18 protein-coding genes and 1 pseudogene are annotated in these 18,266 nt (G+C 70.8%); 5 read left to right on the top strand and 14 right to left on the bottom strand.

Annotation, left to right across the window (positions count from 1 at the left end; translation table 11 throughout):
• Position 1 precedes the first annotated feature (1 nt).
• On the bottom strand, positions 2-589 hold the full coding sequence (locus RNB18_RS03230) for a TetR/AcrR family transcriptional regulator (protein ID WP_311712594.1): 588 nt from the start codon (positions 587-589) through the stop codon (positions 2-4).
• Between the two features lie 64 nt (positions 590-653).
• Between RNB18_RS03230 and RNB18_RS03225 the strand changes: the two genes are divergently transcribed.
• Positions 654-2,063 (top strand): DHA2 family efflux MFS transporter permease subunit, encoded by a 1,410-nt coding sequence (locus RNB18_RS03225; RefSeq protein WP_311712593.1) that lies wholly within the window; start codon positions 654-656, stop codon positions 2,061-2,063.
• 222 nt (positions 2,064-2,285) lie between these two features.
• A pseudogene (locus RNB18_RS03220) lies at positions 2,286-2,937 on the top strand (IS5 family transposase); the annotation flags it as partial.
• 15 nt (positions 2,938-2,952) lie between these two features.
• Here RNB18_RS03220 and RNB18_RS03215 read toward each other — a convergent pair.
• The 6 genes from RNB18_RS03215 to RNB18_RS03190 are packed head-to-tail and all read right to left on the bottom strand — an operon-like array spanning position 2,953 to position 7,806.
• On the bottom strand, positions 2,953-4,080 hold the full coding sequence (locus tag RNB18_RS03215) for a serine hydrolase domain-containing protein (protein WP_311712592.1): 1,128 nt from the start codon (positions 4,078-4,080) through the stop codon (positions 2,953-2,955).
• Complete coding sequence (locus tag RNB18_RS03210; RefSeq protein ID WP_311712591.1) at positions 4,070-5,542, bottom strand: class I adenylate-forming enzyme family protein; 1,473 nt, start codon at positions 5,540-5,542, stop codon at positions 4,070-4,072. The genes RNB18_RS03215 and RNB18_RS03210 overlap by 11 nt, the downstream gene beginning before the upstream one ends.
• A gap of 4 nt (positions 5,543-5,546) precedes the next feature.
• Positions 5,547-5,969 carry a MaoC/PaaZ C-terminal domain-containing protein gene (locus tag RNB18_RS03205; RefSeq protein ID WP_311712590.1) on the bottom strand — a complete coding sequence of 141 codons (423 nt, stop codon included), beginning with the start codon at positions 5,967-5,969 and terminating at the stop codon, positions 5,547-5,549.
• A complete protein-coding gene (locus tag RNB18_RS03200) occupies positions 5,966-6,418 on the bottom strand; it encodes an FAS1-like dehydratase domain-containing protein (RefSeq protein ID WP_311712589.1) in 453 nt (150 codons plus the stop codon). The genes RNB18_RS03205 and RNB18_RS03200 overlap by 4 nt, the downstream gene beginning before the upstream one ends.
• 31 nt (positions 6,419-6,449) lie before the next feature.
• Positions 6,450-7,310 (bottom strand): enoyl-CoA hydratase-related protein, encoded by an 861-nt coding sequence (locus tag RNB18_RS03195; protein WP_311712588.1) that lies wholly within the window; start codon positions 7,308-7,310, stop codon positions 6,450-6,452.
• Between the two features lie 4 nt (positions 7,311-7,314).
• Positions 7,315-7,806 carry a PaaI family thioesterase gene (locus RNB18_RS03190; protein WP_311712587.1) on the bottom strand — a complete coding sequence of 164 codons (492 nt, stop codon included), beginning with the start codon at positions 7,804-7,806 and terminating at the stop codon, positions 7,315-7,317.
• 145 nt (positions 7,807-7,951) lie between these two features.
• Here RNB18_RS03190 and RNB18_RS03185 point away from each other — a divergent pair, with 145 nt between their 5' ends.
• Positions 7,952-9,163 carry a CaiB/BaiF CoA transferase family protein gene (locus RNB18_RS03185; RefSeq protein WP_311712586.1) on the top strand — a complete coding sequence of 404 codons (1,212 nt, stop codon included), beginning with the start codon at positions 7,952-7,954 and terminating at the stop codon, positions 9,161-9,163.
• Positions 9,164-9,168: 5 nt separating this feature from the next.
• Here RNB18_RS03185 and RNB18_RS03180 read toward each other — a convergent pair whose 3' ends face one another.
• Genes RNB18_RS03180 through RNB18_RS03165 form a run of 4 tightly spaced genes read right to left on the bottom strand, consistent with a single transcriptional unit; the run spans position 9,169 to position 12,755 of the window.
• Positions 9,169-9,924, bottom strand: coding sequence for an SDR family NAD(P)-dependent oxidoreductase (locus tag RNB18_RS03180; RefSeq protein WP_311712585.1), 756 nt, complete (start codon positions 9,922-9,924; stop codon positions 9,169-9,171).
• Complete coding sequence (locus RNB18_RS03175) at positions 9,924-10,436, bottom strand: nuclear transport factor 2 family protein (RefSeq protein WP_311712584.1); 513 nt, start codon at positions 10,434-10,436, stop codon at positions 9,924-9,926. The genes RNB18_RS03180 and RNB18_RS03175 overlap by 1 nt, the downstream gene beginning before the upstream one ends.
• Positions 10,433-11,611 (bottom strand): acyl-CoA dehydrogenase family protein, encoded by a 1,179-nt coding sequence (locus RNB18_RS03170; protein WP_311712583.1) that lies wholly within the window; start codon positions 11,609-11,611, stop codon positions 10,433-10,435. The genes RNB18_RS03175 and RNB18_RS03170 overlap by 4 nt, the downstream gene beginning before the upstream one ends.
• Before the next feature lie 19 nt (positions 11,612-11,630).
• Complete coding sequence (locus RNB18_RS03165; protein ID WP_311712582.1) at positions 11,631-12,755, bottom strand: acyl-CoA dehydrogenase family protein; 1,125 nt, start codon at positions 12,753-12,755, stop codon at positions 11,631-11,633.
• A 109-nt stretch (positions 12,756-12,864) separates the two neighbouring features.
• Between RNB18_RS03165 and RNB18_RS03160 the strand changes: the two genes are divergently transcribed.
• Complete coding sequence (locus tag RNB18_RS03160) at positions 12,865-13,686, top strand: enoyl-CoA hydratase/isomerase family protein (protein WP_311712581.1); 822 nt, start codon at positions 12,865-12,867, stop codon at positions 13,684-13,686.
• 27 nt (positions 13,687-13,713) lie between these two features.
• Positions 13,714-14,214 carry a MaoC family dehydratase gene (locus RNB18_RS03155; RefSeq protein ID WP_311712580.1) on the top strand — a complete coding sequence of 167 codons (501 nt, stop codon included), beginning with the start codon at positions 13,714-13,716 and terminating at the stop codon, positions 14,212-14,214.
• Positions 14,215-14,227: 13 nt separating this feature from the next.
• On the opposite strand, the gene RNB18_RS03150 is transcribed toward RNB18_RS03155, so the two are convergent.
• From RNB18_RS03150 to RNB18_RS03140, 3 genes are all read right to left on the bottom strand, one after another.
• Positions 14,228-15,643 carry a family 1 glycosylhydrolase gene (locus RNB18_RS03150; protein WP_311712579.1) on the bottom strand — a complete coding sequence of 472 codons (1,416 nt, stop codon included), beginning with the start codon at positions 15,641-15,643 and terminating at the stop codon, positions 14,228-14,230.
• 114 nt (positions 15,644-15,757) lie between these two features.
• Complete coding sequence (locus RNB18_RS03145) at positions 15,758-17,359, bottom strand: GMC family oxidoreductase (protein WP_311712578.1); 1,602 nt, start codon at positions 17,357-17,359, stop codon at positions 15,758-15,760.
• Positions 17,356-18,249: a crotonase/enoyl-CoA hydratase family protein gene (locus tag RNB18_RS03140; protein ID WP_311712577.1), complete on the bottom strand. Its 894-nt coding sequence runs from the start codon at positions 18,247-18,249 to the stop codon at positions 17,356-17,358. The genes RNB18_RS03145 and RNB18_RS03140 overlap by 4 nt, the downstream gene beginning before the upstream one ends.
• Positions 18,250-18,266 lie beyond the last annotated feature (17 nt).

Here is an 18,266-nt window from a genome sequence, read left to right as displayed (position 1 = left end):
GTCAGAGTGCGGCGTGGTGGCGCACGAGGGGCAAGAAGAGCTGGTTGGCGATGTCTTCGAGCACCCGATCGGATGGTGTCGCACGCTCCGCGATCATGCTGTACCGGATCAGTGCACCGGGCATCGAGAGCACGGCGTCGGGGATGGGCGAGTCGCCGAGTTCGCCACGGACCCTCGCTCGGTCGATCACTTGTTGGAAGACACCGGGGACGACAGCTTTGGCGTCGTCGGGGATCTCTTCCAGTTCGCTGAGCAGGCCGGTGGCGACGTCGATGCCGATCTGGTCGATCCGCTCGGCGAGCCGGTGCACGAGTGCGAGCACGTCGTCGGCCAGGCTCCCCGTGTCGGGGACGTCCTCGATGACCGTACCGGTATGGGCGCGCACGGCGGCGTGTACGAGAGCGGCACGGCCGGGCCAGCGGCGGTAGATCACCGCGCGGCTCGTGCCCGCAGCCCGGGCCACGGCGTCGATGGTGAACGCCGCATAGCCCGTGCGCTGCAGCTGCTCCCACGCGGCCTCGAGCAGAGCGTCGTCCAGCGCGTGTCCACGACGACGCCGAGCGGGGCGAGCATCGGTTTCCTTTTCCACACCCAGAGGATACACGTGTACCTTAATGGCGATAAGATACACGTGTCTCTTTAAGGGGTTTGGAATGGCGGACGGAGACGAGTTGGAGCCGTTGGGGTGGCCGCTGATCCGGTTGGCTCTGGTGGTCGTCGTGGGCGGGGTGGCCCCCTTGGTGGACACCACGGTGGTCAACGTCGCGCTGCATGCGATGAGCGGCGACGTCCATGTCGACACACAGGCGATCCAATGGGTGACGACCGCCTACCTGCTGGCCCTGGCCGTGACAGTGCCGGTCACCGCCTGGGCCTCTGACCGCTTCGGCTCACGGCGCCTGTGGATCGCCGGTCTCGCGCTGTTCCTGATCGGCTCCGGCCTGTGCGCCCTGACGTGGGACTTCGGTTCGCTCGTCGCCTTCCGTGCCCTACAGGGTGCCGGGGCGGGGATCATGCTGCCCGTCCTCCAGACGATCCTGGTCCGGGCGGCGGGGCCGAGCAGGACCGGCCGTGTGCTCACGGTCGTGATGCTCGTCAGCACCGTCGCGCCGATCGCCGGTCCTCTCGTCGGGGGTGCCATCGTGGACGCGGGCAGTTGGCGGTGGGTGTTCGTGATCAACCTGCCCCTTTGCGCAGCCGCGATCCTGCTTGCCCTGCGCTTCGTGCCCAGCGCGCCGGCACAGGCGGAGCAGCGGCTCGATCTCCCCGGTGTGCTCCTTCTGGGGACCGGAACCGCTGCCTTGCTCTACGCGCTCAGCGATGCAGCCACCCAGGACGGCAACGCAGGCGTGCGTGTGTGGACACCTCTGGTCGCCGGCGTGGTGCTGACGACCGGGTTCGTGGCGTGCAGCCTCGTACGCGGGACGCGCTCGGCGATTCCGGTCCGACTGCTCGCGCACAAGGCGTTCGGCTCAGCCACCGCGACCCTGTTCCTCACCGGCGTGGCCCTCTATGGCGCCCTGTTCCTGATACCGCTCTACTTCCAGCAGCAGCGCGGCCTCACCGCCCTGACCGCGGGAGTGGTGCTCGCCCTGCAAGGTGTCGGCTCGCTGCTGACCCGGTGGGTCGGTGGCGTCGTAGACCGCATCGGAGCCCGGCTCATCGCCGTCGTCGGCGTCCTCCTGTGCGCCGCAGCGACCGTCCCTTTCGCGATCGCCACCACTCGCACCAGCTGGGTACTCCTGGGGGCTGCGCTGGTCGTTCGTGGTGGCGCTCTCAGCGCCGTCAACGTGGCCATCACCGTGGGAGCCTTCTCGGACCTCTCCCGCGAGGAGGTCCCGGCCGGCTCGGCCCTCGTCCGCCTCGTCCAGCAACTGGGCGGAGCTGCGGGCACCGCGCTGCTGGCGACCATCGCGGATGCGGTGGGCTCTGCAGCCGGATTCCACACTGCCTTCTTCTGGAGCATCGGCCTGACCCTGGCCGCCCTCATCCCCTGCACGGGAGTCCCCGCGCGACGCCGTACGCAACCGGCGGCCACGCCAAGGACCGCAACGCGCCTCTGACGCCCGTCGAACCCCGCCTGCGGGCGCAACGTCGTTCCTGCAACCAGGCCCTGTCTCCCCGATGACGGGTTCCTGCGGCGACTATCAGGAGGACGTCGGGCGGGTCGGCCGGACACAATGCGGCCATGGTTGATCACGTTCGAAATGCTTCACGCCCGAATTTCCGCAGCAAGCCGTCGCTGAGGGGGGAACAGGTGCTGCTTCGGCCGGTCACGGCGGATGACGTGCCCGGTCGACTCCACCTCGATCCGCGCACATCAGCAAGCGGCCGGTGCACCGAAGGTGCCGCCACCGGCCTTGCCGACTGGGCAAAGGGGGCCGCGCGAAGATCAGTTCAGGTGCGCACGCACATGCGCCGCAGCCGCCGGGAGGCGGTGGCGCACCCGGTGAGGCCCTGGGCCGCTCGCGCGGCGGGTTGACCACGAAGGTGCACTTGGCCTCTGACGGGCAGTGCCGTCCGCTGGCCTTGCTCGTCACCCCGGGGCAGCGGGCAGACTCCACTCAGTTCATCCCCGTCCTGGACAAGATCCGCGTCCCGCGCGTGGGTTCGGGCCGGCCACGGCGGCTGCCGGACAGCGTCAGCGCGGACCGTGCCTACAGCAACAGCAAGATCCGCACCTACCTCCGAGGCCGGGGAATCAGCCATCCGATCCCGGAAAAGCGCGACACCATCGCTGCCCGTGAGCGTCGGGGCTCACGCGGCGGGCGGCCACCGGGCTTTGATACCGAACGCTATGCCGCGCGGAACACGGTGGAACGGGCCGTGAACAAGCTCAAGCAGTTCAGAGCCGTCGCAACGCGCTAGGACAAAAGGGCGTACGTCTTCCTCGCAACCGTCACCGCCGCGGCCCTCCTCATCTGGCTCCGCTCGTGATCGAGGAGACAGGCTCTAGCCCGTGAGATCCGCCGCCAGGTTAGCGATGTTGGTGAGCAGTGCCGTGCCGCGCCGGGAGTGGTCGTAGCCGGCGAGGGGGTAGCCGTTGCTCAGGCAGGCGAAGGACAGGCCGGTCTCCGGGTCCAGGAAGCCGAGTTGGTAGGCGGCTCCGGCGCTGCCGAAGAGGGCGGGCGAACCGGTGGACGGCAGGTTGCTGCCCGCGTCCGGGCCGGCCACGGTGACGAACAGGCCCATGCTGGTACGGCGGCTGGAGCCGCCCCCGTAGATCTGCTCCCCGTGCGGGTGGTCCGTCAGCCGGATCCGGGTGCCCTCCGCCACGGCCTCCGGCTTCCACAGCCCCGAGTGTTCCAGCGCCTGGAAGTACAGGGCGACGTCGGCGGCCGTGGCGACCAGGGCGTGGCTGGGCTCCCCGGCCGCCAGTACCCGCGGGTCGGACAGGTACCAGGGGCCCCAGGGGTCGGGCTCCTGCTCGTCGCTCGTGCGGTCGGTGGCAGTCATCGGGGCGACGGAGCCTGCCTGGCGGTCCACCGGGACGCCGAGTTCGAGCGAGGACAGGCCGAGGGGTACGGCGATCCGCTCGTGCAGGTAGTCGGCGAACTCCAGGCCCGTACGCCGCTCCACGATCTCGGCGACCAGCCAGGCCGCCGAGGTGAGGTGGAACTGGAAGCGGCTGCCCGGCGGATGGTCGAGCCGCCAGCGGCCGAAGGCGGCGAGGCGCTGCTCGCGGTCGAGCATCTTCGGGTAACCGAGCGGCGCGAAGGGGAAGCCCGCGGTGTGAGTGAGCACCTGCTCCACCGTCACCTCCTCCTTCCCGTTGGGCGCGAACTCCGGGATGATCGCGGCGACTTGCTCGGCCACGTCCAGCAGGCCCTCGCCGATCAGCTTCCAGACCGCGCCCGCGACGATCGACCGCCCGACGGACTGCAGGACGTATCGCGTGGACGGTTCGGCGTCCCCCCAGGTCTCGAAGGCGACCAGCCTTCCGCCCCGCGCCACGGCGACCTGCGCGGACGGCAGCGGTCCGTGCTCGACCTCCAGACGGATCCGGCGCAGGAGCACATCCAGCCGGTGCGGGTCGACGCCGACGGTTTCCGGGGCGACGACCGAGTGGTCAAGCGTCACGTGGTTCTCCTTCGAGCGCGGTGGGTTCCCGAAGGCTTCGGCGTACGACCTTGCCGTTGGCGTTGCGCGGCAGGTCGTCCAAGAACCACCAGCGGACGGGGACCTTGAACCCGGACAGCCGGGCGCGGGTGTGGCTGGTGAGTGCCGCGGGCTGCGGTGGGGCGTCGGGATCGGTGGGGACGACGAAGGCGACGACGGTCTGGCCGAGCCGCTCGTCGAACACGCCGGTGACCGCGACGTCCGCCACCCCGGGGTGCGCGGACAGGACCGTCTCCACCTCCAGCGGGTGGACGTTCTCGCCACCACGGATGATCATGTCGGTGCGTCGGCCGAGCAGGTAGAGATAGCCGTCCTCGGCCACGCGGCCCAGGTCGCCGCTGTGCAGCCAGCCCTCGGCGTCGATCCGGAAGAGGTGCTCGGCGCGGGCGTGGATCTCGCCGACGCCGTCCGGCCCCGGGTCGTGGACCTTCAGCTCGACGCCGGGGGCGGGCCGCCCCACCGACCGCAGCAACTCAGTGCGTCCGGCGACCGCTTCCCGGTGGTCCTCCGGGGTGAGCACGCTGATCGGCGAGCCCTCCGTCTGTCCGAACATGTTGAGCATGCGGACGCCGGGCATCGCCTCGTACGTCCGGCGCAGGGTGCCGGGGCGGACGGGAGCGCCGCCGTACTGGAGGGTCCGCAGCGACTCATGGCGCGCCTGTCCGGCCGCCAGCAGGGTCTCCAGCATCGCGGGGACCATGCTGGTGTGCGTGGTGCCGAGGTCCCGCAGCAGGGTCCAGCCCTCGACGGTGAAGCGGGGCAGGCCGGTGATCAACGCACCCGCGGCGAGGGCGACGGCGATATTGCCGAGGCCCGCGATGTGGTGGAAGGGCGCGCTGCCGCCGTAGAAGCTGTCGGGGCCGAGCTCACACAGCCGCCCGTTCACGCGGGCCCGGGCGGCCAGGCGCCGTTGGCTCATGGGGACGGGTTTGGGCAGGCCCGTTGTTCCGGAGGTGTGCAGGACGGCGGCGAGGTCGTCGGGTCCGGCAGTCAACCGCCTTCCGCCGGGCGCCAGTTCGGGCACGATGGCGATCCGTCGGCCGGACAGTTCGGCGACCTGCCTGCCGAGGTCGGCGAACTCGGGCTGCGCCAGCAGGACTTGGGTCCGTGTCTCCTTGACCACGGCGGCGATCTCGTACGCCGTCATCCGCACGCCCAGCGGTGCGAGCGGGTGGCCGGATCCGGCGCCGCCGATCACCAGCGCGAGGGCGTCGGCGGAGGTCGCGACCAGCGCGGGCACCGGCTCGCCCGGCTCCGGGCCGAGGGTGTCCAGCCAGTCGGCCGCGCCGGCCGCCCGGTCGAGGAGTTCGCGTCCGGTCCAGGTCAGGTCGCCGAAACGGACGGCGGGGCGGGCATGGTCGTAGGCGCGGCTCACCATGGCGGTCCAGGTGGCCGCCTGCATCCCTTCCTGCGCGGCGGCCATCGGCTCAGGGCTCCAGGCGGGCCGCCGCGGTGCCGCTGACCACCTCGGCGCCGTCCTGGTTGACGGTGCGCAGGGTGAAGTGGGCGACCGGGCCGCTCGGCGTGTCCTCGATGGACTCGACGGTGGCCGTGGCGGTGAGGGTGTCTCCGGGCCAGACCTGGGCCTTGAAGCGCACGCCGTAGCGCAGCAGTGCCTCGGTGCCGACCCAGTCGGTCAGGACCCGGCCGGTCATGCCCATCGTCAGCATGCCGTGGGCGAAGACGCCGGGATAGCCCGCGGCCTCGACGGCGAACCGCTCGTCGGTGTGCAGGGGGTTGAAGTCGCCGGAGGCGCCCGCGTACTGCACGATCCGGGTGCGCTTGAGGTCGTCGACGAGGACGCTCTCGCGCACCTCGCCGACCTTGATGTCGTCCGGGCTCAGGCTCATCGGGCGTCCTTCGGGGTCGCCGGGCCCTCGGGGACGACGGCCACGGTCACGGCGCTGACGACCGGTTCGCCGTCGGCGTCCCGGTACTCGGTGATGCGCTCACTGAAGAGCAGGCGGCCGGTGCGGCCCTGCTTCTCCCAGCTGCGTCCGGTGCTGTTGTGCGCGTAGAGGGTCTCGCCGGCGCGCACCGGACGGTGGTACTCGAAGTGCTGCTCGGCGTGGAGCCCGCCACCGCCCTCGGCCATGACGCCGGCGTCACGCCCCGACCCGAACCACTCCTGCTCCGGCTTGGGACGCAGGTGGTAGTCGGGGTCGTAGTGGGCACTCGCCATGGTGAAGGTGGGCGGTGCGAGCGCGGACTCGCCCTGGTACGCCGGGTTCTCGTCGCCGATGGCGCGGGCGAACATCATGATGTGCCCGGCCTCGACGGGGAACGGTAGCCCTGTCATCTGCGTGTGCTCCTCGAATCAGTACGGCAGATCAGTACGGCAGAAACGCGTCGCGCGTGGCCTCGTCCGGGTCGAAGTCCGGCGGAAGCCCCTCGAACTTGGGCTCCCGCTTCTCCACGAAGCTCGACACGCCCTCACGGAAGTCGGGCGAGCCCGCGAAGTACTCCATGGCGGAGTAGGAGCGGGCGAGGGCGTCGGTGAAGGGGCGGTCCAGGTCGCCGTACACCTGGTGCCGCAGGACAGCCATGGCCCGCGGCGAGCAGTTGCGAGCGATGTCCCGGGCGTAGGCGCGGGCGGCGTCGAGGAGGTCCTCGGGTTCGACGACGCGGCTGACCAGGCCGAGGTCCTTCGCCTCGTCGGCGTCGAAGACGCGGCCGGACAGCAGGAGGTCGAGCGCGTTCTCCAGACCGATGACGCGCGGCAACACGTACGGCAGGTTGTACTCGCCGGCCAGGCCTCGGCGGGTGAAGGCGGTGGTGAAGCGGGCCCCGCGGGCGGCGAAGCGGACGTCGCAGATGAGGGCCTGGACCAGGCCGATCCCCGCGCAGGCGCCGTTGACGGCGGCGATCATCGGCTTCGGCATGTTCCGCCTGCTGTACATGGGGACGCGGGCCTGGAGGTTGAGGGACTCCCCCGGCTGCGAGTTCTGCTCCAGGCGCTGCATGTCCATCCCCGGGCAGAAGGCCCGGCCCGCCCCGGTGATGATCACCACCCTGACGGCTGGGTCCTGTGCGGCCTGGTCGAGGAGTGCGAAGAAGCGGCGCTCCATCGGCAGACTCCACGCGTTCTTGCGCTCGGGCCGGTTGAGGGTGACGGTGGCGACGCCGTCCTCGTCCACCTCGTACAGGACCAGATCCAGGTCCTCGGGGGCCACCACGGTTTCCTCGGGCATCACGTCACTCCTCGTCCAGCGGTTCGATCGGGTCGCCGACACCGGGCCGCTCCCCGGAGATGGTCACCACCACCTGTCCGCGGGCGCAGATGCGTCCGTCGACCTTCACGTCGACGTCGGCAAAGTGCACCCGGCCGCCCCGCCGCACACAGCGCGCGTACGCGACCGCCTCACGGCCGCGGGCCGGAGCGAGGTACTGCACCGACATCGACACGGTGCTGAGCCGGCTGCCCTTGGTGAAGTCGTGCCCGGCGATCACGGCTCCGGCGCCGGCGGTGTCGATGAGCGCGGAGATGACGCCACCGTGGAAGACGTCTTCGTGGGCAGAGAGGGACTCGGCGTAAGGGAGCACGATCTCGACCCCGTCCGCGTCCCAGCGCGTCACCCGGATGCGGCAGCGCCGGTTGAAGGCGACCCCGCGCTCCCAGCGGACCCGGAACCAGGCCCGGCGTTCGCGCTGTTCCTGATCGGTGAGGGTCCTCGCCGCGACGGTCATCAGCCCGCCCTCCGGTCCCGGCCTGGCGGCCGATCCATATAGTTACATGAATTGAATAGATGAGGCAATCACGCGGACCGCAGCCGCGCGCTAGATGTATTATTTATATAACTGATTCGCCGTCCGTGAACAGAGGGAGACCCAGATGCCGTCGACCGCACTGGCCGGGATCCGCGTGCTCGATCTGTCCCGCATCCTCGCCGCGCCGCTGGCCACCCAGATGCTGGCCGACCTCGGCGCCGAGGTGATCAAGATCGAGCGGCCCGGATCGGGGGACGACTCCCGGACGTACGGACCGCCCTTCGCGCCCGGGCCCGAGGGCGACCGGACCGACACCGCCGCCTTCTACCTCTCCTGCAACCGCAACAAGCGGTCGGTCACCGTCAACCACGCCTCCACCGAGGGGCAGGAGCTGATCCGCGCCCTCGCCGCACGGTCGGACGTCCTGGTCGAGAACTTCCGGACGGGCACGCTGGCGAAGTACGGCCTCGACCACGAGAGCCTGCGCGCACTCAACCCGCGCCTCGTCTACCTCTCGGTCACCGGCTTCGGCCAGACCGGCCCGTACGCCGACCGCCCGGGCTACGACGGCATCTTCCAGGCCATGTCCGGGATGATGAGCGTCTCCGGGCACCCCGAGGAACCGATGAAGGTCGGCGTCAGCATGATCGACATCCTCACCGGGCTCTACGCCTCCACGGCCGTCCTCGCGGCCCTGCGCCACCGGGACGCCACGGGTGAGGGCCAGTTCATCGACCTGTCCCTGCTGGACTGCGGCCTGGCCTCGCTGTCCCACTTCGCGATGAACTACCTGGTCTCCGGCGAGGTTCCGCAGCGGCGCGGCAACGGCGGCTACGGCGGAATCCCCTCGCAGGCCTTCCCCTGCAAGGACAGACCGATCTTCCTGGTCGCGGGCAACGACAAGCAGTTCGCCGCGTTCTGCGCGGCGGCCGACCGCACCGACCTCCTCCAGGACGAACGGTTCGCCACGACCTCCGCCCGGATCGCCCACCGCGAGGAGATCCTGCCGGTGCTGGAGGCGATCCTGCGCACCCGCACCCGGGACGAGTGGCTGACCGTACTCGACGCACACGACGTGCCCGCGGGCCCGTACAACGAGATGCCCGAGGTCTTCGCCGACCCGCAGATACAGCACCGGGGGATGCTGATCGAGGTCGAGGACCCGGCCTCCGGGCAGCTGCCGATGCTCGCCAACCCCATCCGGTTCACGGCGACGCCGGTCGAGGGGTACGCCCCGGCGCCCGCGCTGGGTGAGCACACGGCCGAAGTGCTCACCTCTCTTGCGGGGGTGACGCAACGTCAGCTGGCTGCGCTGCGGGACCGGGGTGTCGTGTAGCGGCGTCACCCGAGCAGGGTCCGGCCGCCCTCCAGCATCAGCGTCGCACCCGTCAGATAGGCCATGTCGTCGCTGACGAGCGCGGCCACCGCCCGGCCGATGTCGGCCTCCGGGTCACCGAGCCGGCCCAGCGGGATCTGCCGGGAGATCTCTTCCGCCTTCTGCGGGTGCGCGGCGAGGTAGTCCTCCGCCGCCGGGCTCAACGCGGCTGGACAGATGACGTTCACGCGGATCCCGTACGCGCCCCACTCCCGCGCGGCGACCCGGCTCAGGCCGCGGATCGCCTCCTTGGCCATCGCGTACGCCGCGAAAGTCGCCTCGCCCTGCACGGCGGCGGAGGAACCGAGGTTCACCACGCTGCCGCGGCTCTCCTTGAGGTGGGGCAAGGCGGCCTGCATCGCGTGGAAGGCGGCCAACGGTCCACTGCGGTAGGTGAGTTCGACGTCCTCGTACGACGTCTCCGCCAGCTTGCGCTGCACCGAGGACTGCGCGTTGTTGACGAGCACGTCGAGACCGCCGAACTCCCGTACCGTCTCGGCCACCATGCGGTCGACGTCGTCCCGCTCCCCCACGTCCCCGACGACGGTGTACGCCCGGCCGCCGCGTTCGATGATCTCCCCGGCCGTGTCCTTCAGCTTGGCTTCGGTTCGGCCGGTGATCACCACGGCGGCTCCCTCGGCCGCGAGCGCGAGCGCGATGCCGCGGCCCACGCCCTGCCCGCCGCCGGTGACCAGCGCTGTCTTCTCTGACAACCGTCCCATCACGTCTCCTTCCAAAAGGCCGACCAGGAGGGGAAGGCGTTGGGCAGCGCCGGTTCTCCGGCGCCCTCCCAGCCGCTGAAGCCCACCGCCTGGGGGCGTTCGGTCACGTCGGCCGCGTACCAGTGCTGTTCACGGCGCCTGGAGAAGTACCAGTCACCGTCCACGCGCGCGTAGTCGTCCCGGTAGCAGATCGCCATCACGATCCACCGGTCCCCCACCTCGTGTTCGGCCCGGCAGTACACCGAGCCGGTCGCCGTGTCGCGGTCGGTGAACTCGACGCGGTGGCCGCAGATCTGGTGGACCGACCGGTGGAAGCCGCGCACCTGGGGTTCGATGTGCTGCCGTAGGACATCGCGCCCGCGGCCGTGGCGCCCCATGTCCACGTCGGGTCGGAAGCAGCCGACCCAGGCGTCCAGGTCGCGGCCGTCCACGGCGAGCGCGTAGCGGATGGGCAGTTGCTGGATGGCGAGCTGCGACTCGATGCGGTCGATGCGGTCCTCGATCGGCGTCACGGGCGCGGCTCCTTCGGCAGACCGAGGACCTGCTCCCCGATGATGTTGCGCTGGATCTCGCTGGAACCGCCGTAGATCGTCTCCGCGAGGGAGAGGAGGAAGGAACGCTGCCTGCGGTCCAGGGCGTAGTCCTCGCCGACGATCTGTCCGGCGGGGCCCGCCAGCTCCGTGGCCAGCTGGCCGAGTTGCTGGTGCCGTGTGGACGCGTACAGCTTCGCGGTGGTGGCCTGTGCTCCCGGCGTGCGGCCGGCGGTCAGTTCGGCAATGGTGCGCAGGTTGGTGGTGCGCATGATGCGTACGGAGATCCAGGCGTCGACGATGCGGCGGCGCAGCATCGGATCGTCGAGCGCAGCCCGCTCCCGGGCCAGGTCGATCAGTGCCTCGGCCTCCCGCTCGAAGGTGAGCTGCTGGGGCAGGAGCGTGGTGCCGCGCTCGATGCCGAGCGTGGCCATGGCGGTGCGCCAGCCCTGGCCGACCTCGCCGACGACCATGTCCGCCCCGGTGCGGGCGTCGGAGAGGAAGATCTCGGCGAACTCGTCCTGGCCGGCGAGGTTGCGGATGGGGCGGATCTCCACGCCGGGCTGGTCCGTGGGCAGGAGCAGCAGGCTCAGGCCCTTGTGCCGCGCGGACTGCGGGTCGGTGCGGGTGAGGACGTAGATCCAGTCGGCGTGGATGCCGAAGGACGTCCACACCTTCTGTCCGCTGACCACCCACTCGTCGCCGTCCCGTTCGGCCCGGGTGCGCACGGACGCCAGGTCGGAGCCGGCGCCGGGTTCGCTGAAGCCCTGGCCCCACAGTTCCTCGACGGCGAGGATCGGCGGCAGGAAGCGCTTCTTCTGTGTCTCGCTGCCCATCTTGAGGAGCATCGGGCCGAGCAGGTCGAGGGCGTTGACGGTGGCGCGGTACGGGGCGTTCACGCGGGCGTACTCGTACTCGAAGACGATCTCCTCCAGCAGCCCGAGCCCGCGTCCGCCGTACTCCTGGGGCCAGCCGACGCCCAGCCAGCCGCCTGCGGACAGTTCACGGTCCCAGGCGAGGCGGACCTCCCAGGCGGCTCCGTCGGTGGGGCCGCCCACGCCCCGGTTCTCTGCGAACTCCCCCACGAGGTGGTCCGCCAGCCAGTCCCGCACCTCGTCGCGGAAGTCGCGTACGGCGGGCCCGAAGTCCAGCTCCATGTCTGCTTCTCCTCAGGTCTCAGATGCCGAGCCGGGCGGCGAGCAGTTCCCGGTGGTACGACGGTGTGCCGAGCAGTACCTCGGAGCTCTTGGCCCGCTTGAAGTACAGGTGGGCGGGGTGCTCCCAGGTGAAGCCGATCCCGCCGTGGACCTGGATGTTGTCGGCGGCGACCTTGGTGAACGCCTCCGAGCAGAAGGCCTGCGCGAGGGCGGCGGCGATGGCGATCTCCGTCTCGTCGCCCGCGTCCAGCGCCCACAGCCCGCCGTACGCGGCCGAGCGGGCGGACTCGATCTCCATGAGCATGTCGGCGCACTTGTGCTTGATCCCCTGGAACGAGCCGATGGGCCGGCCGTACTGCTCGCGGATCTTGGCGTACTCCACGGCGGCGTCCAGGGCGGCCGCGGCTCCTCCGACCTGTTCTGCGGACAGGAGTACGGCGGCGGTGGCGAGGGTGCGTTCGAGGCCGGGCCATGCCGTGCCCTCGGGGCCCAGGAGGCGGGCGGGGGTGTCCATGAACTCGATCCGGGCCTGTTTGCGGGTCTGGTCGAGGGTGGGGAGGGGGGTGCGGGTGAGGCCGAGGGTGTCGGCGGTCTCGACAACCAGGAGGCTGACACCTGAGGGGGTGCGTGCGGCGACCAGGAGGAGGTCGGCGAGGTGTCCGTCGGGGACGTACGTCTTCGCGCCGGTCAGCCGCCAGCCGCCTGTCTCGTCCTGGACTGCGGTGAGCCCGATGCCCTGCTCGTCCCAGCGGCCACTGTCCTCGGTGAGCGCCAGCGTGGCCACCGTCTCGCCGGACGCGATGCCCGGCAGGAGGTCGTGCCGTGCCTGCTCGTCGGCGCAGCGCAGCAGTGCCTCGGCGGCCAGGGCGACGGTGGCGAAGTACGGCCCGCCGAGCAGCGCGCGGCCCGCCTCCTCGAAGACGATGCCGAGATCGACGTAGCCGAAGCCCGAGCCGCCGTATACCTCCGGTACGGCGAGTCCCTGGAGGCCGAGTTCGCCTGCCATCCGCCGCCAGACGACGGGGTCGTGACCCCGGGGGTCGGCGGCCAGGCGGCGCACGGTCGCCTCGTCGGAGTGTTTGGCGAGGAACGAGCGGACGACCTTGCGCAGTTCGTCCTGTTCCTCGCTGAAGGTGAGATCCATGCCGACCTTCCCGTCCTCCGTGCAACGTCACGTGCGGGCCGCTTGCCGCCCACCCCTCGATACAGTTAGATAATTATAGTATCCACACTGAATACACCAGGAGCGCGACGTGACCGATCCCTACGCCCCGTTCACGAGCCTGACCTTCGAGCGGCCCGCGCCCGGCGTGCTGCGGATCGTGCTCGACGCCCCGAACCTCAACGCCGTGGATCCGCGGATGCACGGCGAGCTCGCCGACATCTGGGCCGTCGTGGACCGGGACGAGGAGACCCGCGCGGTACTCGTCCAGGGGGCCGGCCGGGCGTTCTCGGCGGGCGGGACCTTCGACTCCATCGACGCCATGACCGAGGACTACGCGGTGCGCGCCCGGGTGATGCGGGAGGCGCGGGACATGGTCTACGGAGTGCTCAACTGCTCCAAGCCGGTGGTCTCCGCGATCCACGGCCCGGCGGTCGGGGCGGGGCTCGTCATCGGCATGCTCGCGGACATCTCCGTCGTCGCCCGCACGGCGAAGATCGTCGACGGGCACACGCGGCTCGGGGTCGCGGCCGGTGACCATGCCGCCATCTGCTGGCCGTTGCTGTGCGGCATGGCCAAGGCCAAGTACTACCTCCTCACCTGCGAGACGCTCACCGGCGAGGAGGCCGAGCGGATCGGGCTGGTGTCGAAGTGCGTGGACGACGCCGACGTGCACACCGAGGCCCTGCGGGTGGCGACCGCCCTGGCCGCCGGACCGGCCAGCGCCATCAGCTGGACCAAGCGGTCCCTCAACCACTGGTACCGCACCGCCCAGCCGATCTTCGAGGCCTCGCTCGGGCTGGAGTTCTTCGGGTTCGGCGGGCACGAGGTCGTCGAGGGGCTCGCCGCGCACCGCGAGAAGCGGCCCGCGGACTTCGAGGGCGTCAGCGGCAAGCACCCGCTCGACCTGTGACCACCGTACGAGAGGAACCGATCGATCATGGCACCGCAGCAGACCAGCACCGAAGTCCCCCTTCTGGTCAAGGGACTGACCTATGAGGAGATGCCGGTCGGGCAGGTCTTCCGGACCGCCCGCCGCACCATCACGGAGACCGACCTGGTCAACTTCGTCACCTGGGGCGGCTTCACCGAGCCCCTCTTCTGGGACGCCTCGCACGCCGCGGACGGCGGTTACACGGGGCGGCTGGTCCCGGGGGGACTGACGTACTGCATCGCCGAAGGGCTCGTCCTGCAGACGAACGTGCTGCACGGCACGGGCCTCGCCTTCCTGCACATGGAACTCGACGTGCTGGGTCCGGTGTACGTCGGCGACACCGTGTACGCCGTCGTGGAGACCACGGGCTCCCGGCCCTCCAGCAAGCCCGGCCGGGGCGTGGTGACCAGCCGGATCACGGTACGCAACCAGCGGGACGAGGACGTCCTCGTCTACACGCCGGTGCGACTGATCCGCGGCAGGGACTACGAGGCTCCGGCATCCTGAGCCCGGGGCAGGGCTACGAGGTTCCGCTGTCCTGAGCCCGGGGCGCGGCAGGCACCAGGCTCAGCCCGGTCGCCCGCCCCGCTTCGGGCACGGCGGCGCCGGCGAAGGCGCCGTGCTGCAGCCAGTCCGAGGGCATCGAGGGACGCGGCGGGGCCTCGTGGTCCGGGACCGCCATGGCGTACAGGCGGGTGTAGCGGAACTTGGCCTCCAGGTTGTCCAGGACCGACCAGTACTCGTAGCCGCACACCTCCACACCGGCCGCGGTGAGTCCGGCCAGCCAGGAGAGGCGGGCGCGCAGCAGGGCCCGGCGCCGGTCGTCGTCGCTGTGTCCCGTGGCGTCGACGAGGTCCAGGTCGGCCATGCCGTTGTCGATGACGGACAGCGGCGGCAGGGCGTCGCCGTACAGCTCGTAGAGGCCGGCGACGGCGTCGGCGAGTCCTTCGGGGATGATCGGCCAGCCGTAGGCGGTGGTCTCCACGTCGTCGAACGGGACGATCGCGAAGCCCAGGCCCACAAGCAGGCGGTTCACCGCGTTGAGGGCGCTCTGACAGGTTCTCGTCGGCAGCACGCGGGGCAGGTTCTCCGGCGCGGTGACGCGGAACGGGGTGTGCCAGGACAGCCCCAGCAGGTCCTGCTCGGTGGTGATGGTCTCCAGGTCGCCGGGGCGCACGCAGCCGGTGTCCTCGACCGGTGAGTCGCCGTCTTCGGTCACCATGTGCTCGCCGAGCAGCAGGGGGTCCAGGAAGAGACGGTTGGTCCAGCTCTCCAGGCGTTCCAGGGCGAGACGGTCGTAGGGGTCGTCGGTGGCCGGGTAGCCGCCCACGAGGGTGACCGTGGTGCCGATCCGGCCTCGCGCGCCGGTGGCCCTCAGGGCCTGGGCGGCGAGCCCGTTCGCGAGCAGGATGTGGTGGACCGTGGGCAGTCCGGCCCGGCCCGCGCCCCGGTTCGGGGGATACATTCCGGCCACATGGTCGGCGAGCGTGGGGCCGGCGAGGTCGGTGGAGGTGATCCAGCGTTCCACCCGGTCGCCGAAACGGCGGCCCAGCTCGGCCGCGTAGGCGGCGAAGTGCTCGGCGGTGTCGCGGGCGAGCCAGCCGCCGGCCGCGTCCAGCCACGGCGGCAACGAGCGGTCGAGCAGGGTGAGAGCGGGCCGGGTGCCGTGCGCGAGCAGCGCGTCCAGCGCCCGGTCACAGCGGTCCAGGGCGTCCCGGTCCCAGCTGCCTGCGCCGTCGGGCTGGAGCTGCGGCCATCCGGCGACCATGCGGTGGGTGTCCGCGACGACACCGGTCAGCTGCCGGAGGTCGTCGGTCCACTGCCGGAAGTGCCCGCCGCGTTCCGGCGTGGGCGGCGGTGGCGCCGCGATGGTGTCCGCGGTGGCGACCCCCCAGTCGACACAGCGAAGGGATTCGTGCAGGAAACCATCGCTCATGGTTACCGTCCAGGCGGTGAATGGTTTAGCGCATTCAACTGAATGTCCGCCGACCGGACGCTAACAGGTCAAACAAACTACGACAATGTTTCGGCCAGATCTCCCGATACGGGATCAGACCGTCTCCAGGATGAGGTCGGCCGCCCGCCAGGCCATGGCCATGATCGGTGCGTTCAGATTGCCGGACACCATGGTCGGCATGACCGAGCAGTCGACGACCCGCAGTCCCTCGATGCCGCGTACCCGCAGCCGGCCGTCGACGACGTCGTCCTCGTCCGGGCCCATGGCGCAGGTGCCGATGGCGTGGTAGCCGCAGCGTCCCTGGTCGAGACCGGCGTCGATGATGTCCTGGTCGTCGCGGACACCGGCCCCCGGCAGGGTCTCGGCCGTGATCCGACCGGCGATCGGTTCGGTCTCGAAGAGTTCCCGCATGCGCCGGAAGAGGGCGGTTCCCACCGTGCGGTCGTGGTCGGAACCGTAGTAGTTCGGCGTGATCGTGAGAGGGGCGTCGGGGTCGGCCGACGTGATGTGCAGGCTGCCCTCGGCGGTGGGGCGCAGGATGTAGCCGAGGCCCATCACTCCGGGCTCGCGTTCCACGCCGGTCTCCTTGCCGGGGACGTCGGGCAGCAGGGACACCGGCGCGATCAGCAGTTGGGCGTCCGGTCGGGGGAGTTCGGGCCGGGTCTTGAAGAAGGCGATGACGTCGAAGGCGGGCGCGGCCAGCGGTCCACGCCGGGTCGCCAGGTATCTCGCCCCCGACAGGGCCTGCCGCAGCGGGGTGCTCAGCGCCTTGTTGTAGCCGAGGTCGTCCTTCAGCCGGTACTGGACGACGAAACACCGGTGCTCGCGCATCCGGCCGCCCACGTGCGGGCTGTCGACCACGACGTCGACGCCCGCCGATTTCAGCGTCTCGGCCGGGCCGATGCCGGACAACTGGAGGATCTTGGGCGTGGCGATGCTGCCCGCGGAGAGGATCACCTCGCGTCTAGACCGGAAGTCGGTCTCCCGGCCTTTGCTGCGGGCGTGCACGCCGACGGCTCTGCCGTGCTCGGCGAGGACGCGCGTCACGACGGTGTCCACCGAGACGGTCAGGTTCGGCCGGTCCGCGACGGGGTGCAGGAAGGCGCGGGCGGCACTGAAGCGCTGCCCGTTCTTGATGGTGGCCATGGCGTAGCCGATGCGTTCGTCGTCGCTCGCGTTGAGGTCGTCCGTGCGGCGCCAGCCGAGTCCGGTCCCGGCGCTGATCGCCTCCTCGCAGAGCGGCTCCGCCTGCGCCGCGGTGGAGATGTGCAGCGGACCACCAGCGCCCCGGGCCCGGGAAGCGCCGAGCGCGTTGTCCTCGATCCGCTGGAAGACCGGCAGCATGGTGTCCCAGCCCCAGCCGGGGTTGCCGAGGCGTTCCAGCTCGTCGTAGTCGGCCCGGTCACCTCGGTTGTAGACCATTCCGTTGACCGAGCTGGATCCGCCGAGCGTCCGGCCCCGGACCCAGTGCTCGACACGGCGACTGGGTCCCACCGGCTCGACCGGGTAGTGCCAGGCGAACCGGGGATCGCCCAGCAGCTTGCCGAATCCCTTGGGCATCCTGATCAGCGGTGCGGCGTCCCGGCCACCCGCCTCGATCAGCAGTACGGACGTCTTCGGGTCCTCGGAGAGACGGTTCGCGAGCACGCAGCCAGCGGACCCCGCGCCCACCACGATGTAGTCGAACGTCGTCATCCCTGGCCCTCCGATGCCGGTGCCCGCTCCTCCAGGGGGCGGAACTCCTCTTCCTGCCACCAGGGATAGAGGGGTGGCATGTCCTTGCTGACCCGACCCGGGAATGCGGGCGGCCGCTTGGCGAGGAACGACTGGACGCCCTCCACGGGGTCCGGGCCGCCCCCGATCTGGCTCATGATCCGGGAGTCGAGCCGGTGGGCGGCCATCGGGTGGGATTCACCCAGCATCCGCCACATCATCTGGCGGGAGAGGGCGACGGAGATCGCGGAGGTGTTCTCGGCGATCTCCCGGGCGAGTTCGTACGCCGCCGGCAGCAGCTCCTCCGGCGGGTGCACGGACCGGACCAACCCGGCCGCCAGAGCCTCCTCGGGGCCGAAGACGCGACCGGTGGCCACCCACTCCATCGCCCGCTGCATGCCCACCGCCCGGGGCAGGAACCAGCTCGCCGCCGATTCCGGCACGATGCCGCGGCGGGCGAAGACGAAGCCGAACTTCGCCGAGGTCGAGGCCAGGCGGATGTCCATGGGCAGGGTCATGCTGGCTCCGACGCCCGCCGCCGGGCCGTTGATCGCCGCGATCACCGGCTTGGTGCTGGAAAAGATCCGCAGCGCGACCCGGCCGCCGGTGTCCCGGTGCCAGGCGCCCGCCTTGCGGTGGTCGAAGGAGGAGCCGCCGGAGCTGACGTCGGCGCCCGCGCAGAAGCCGCGTCCGGCGCCGGTCACCACGATCACGCGTATGTCGTCGTCGGCGTCGGCCGCGTCCAGGACGTCGAGCAGATCGGCCATCATCTGAGGGTTGAAGGCGTTGAGTTTCTCGGGCCGGTTGAGGGTGACGGTGAGGATCCGGTCCGCCACCTCGGCCCGCACGGTGTCGTACTCCTGCTCCGGCATACGCGTCCTCCGTCACT

It is taken from the genome of Streptomyces doebereineriae (assembly GCF_031845645.1).
GTDB classification, from domain to species: domain Bacteria; phylum Actinomycetota; class Actinomycetes; order Streptomycetales; family Streptomycetaceae; genus Streptomyces; species Streptomyces canus.
Note: the sequence above shows the minus strand (reverse complement) of the source record. Positions and strands in the feature narration are given on the sequence as shown.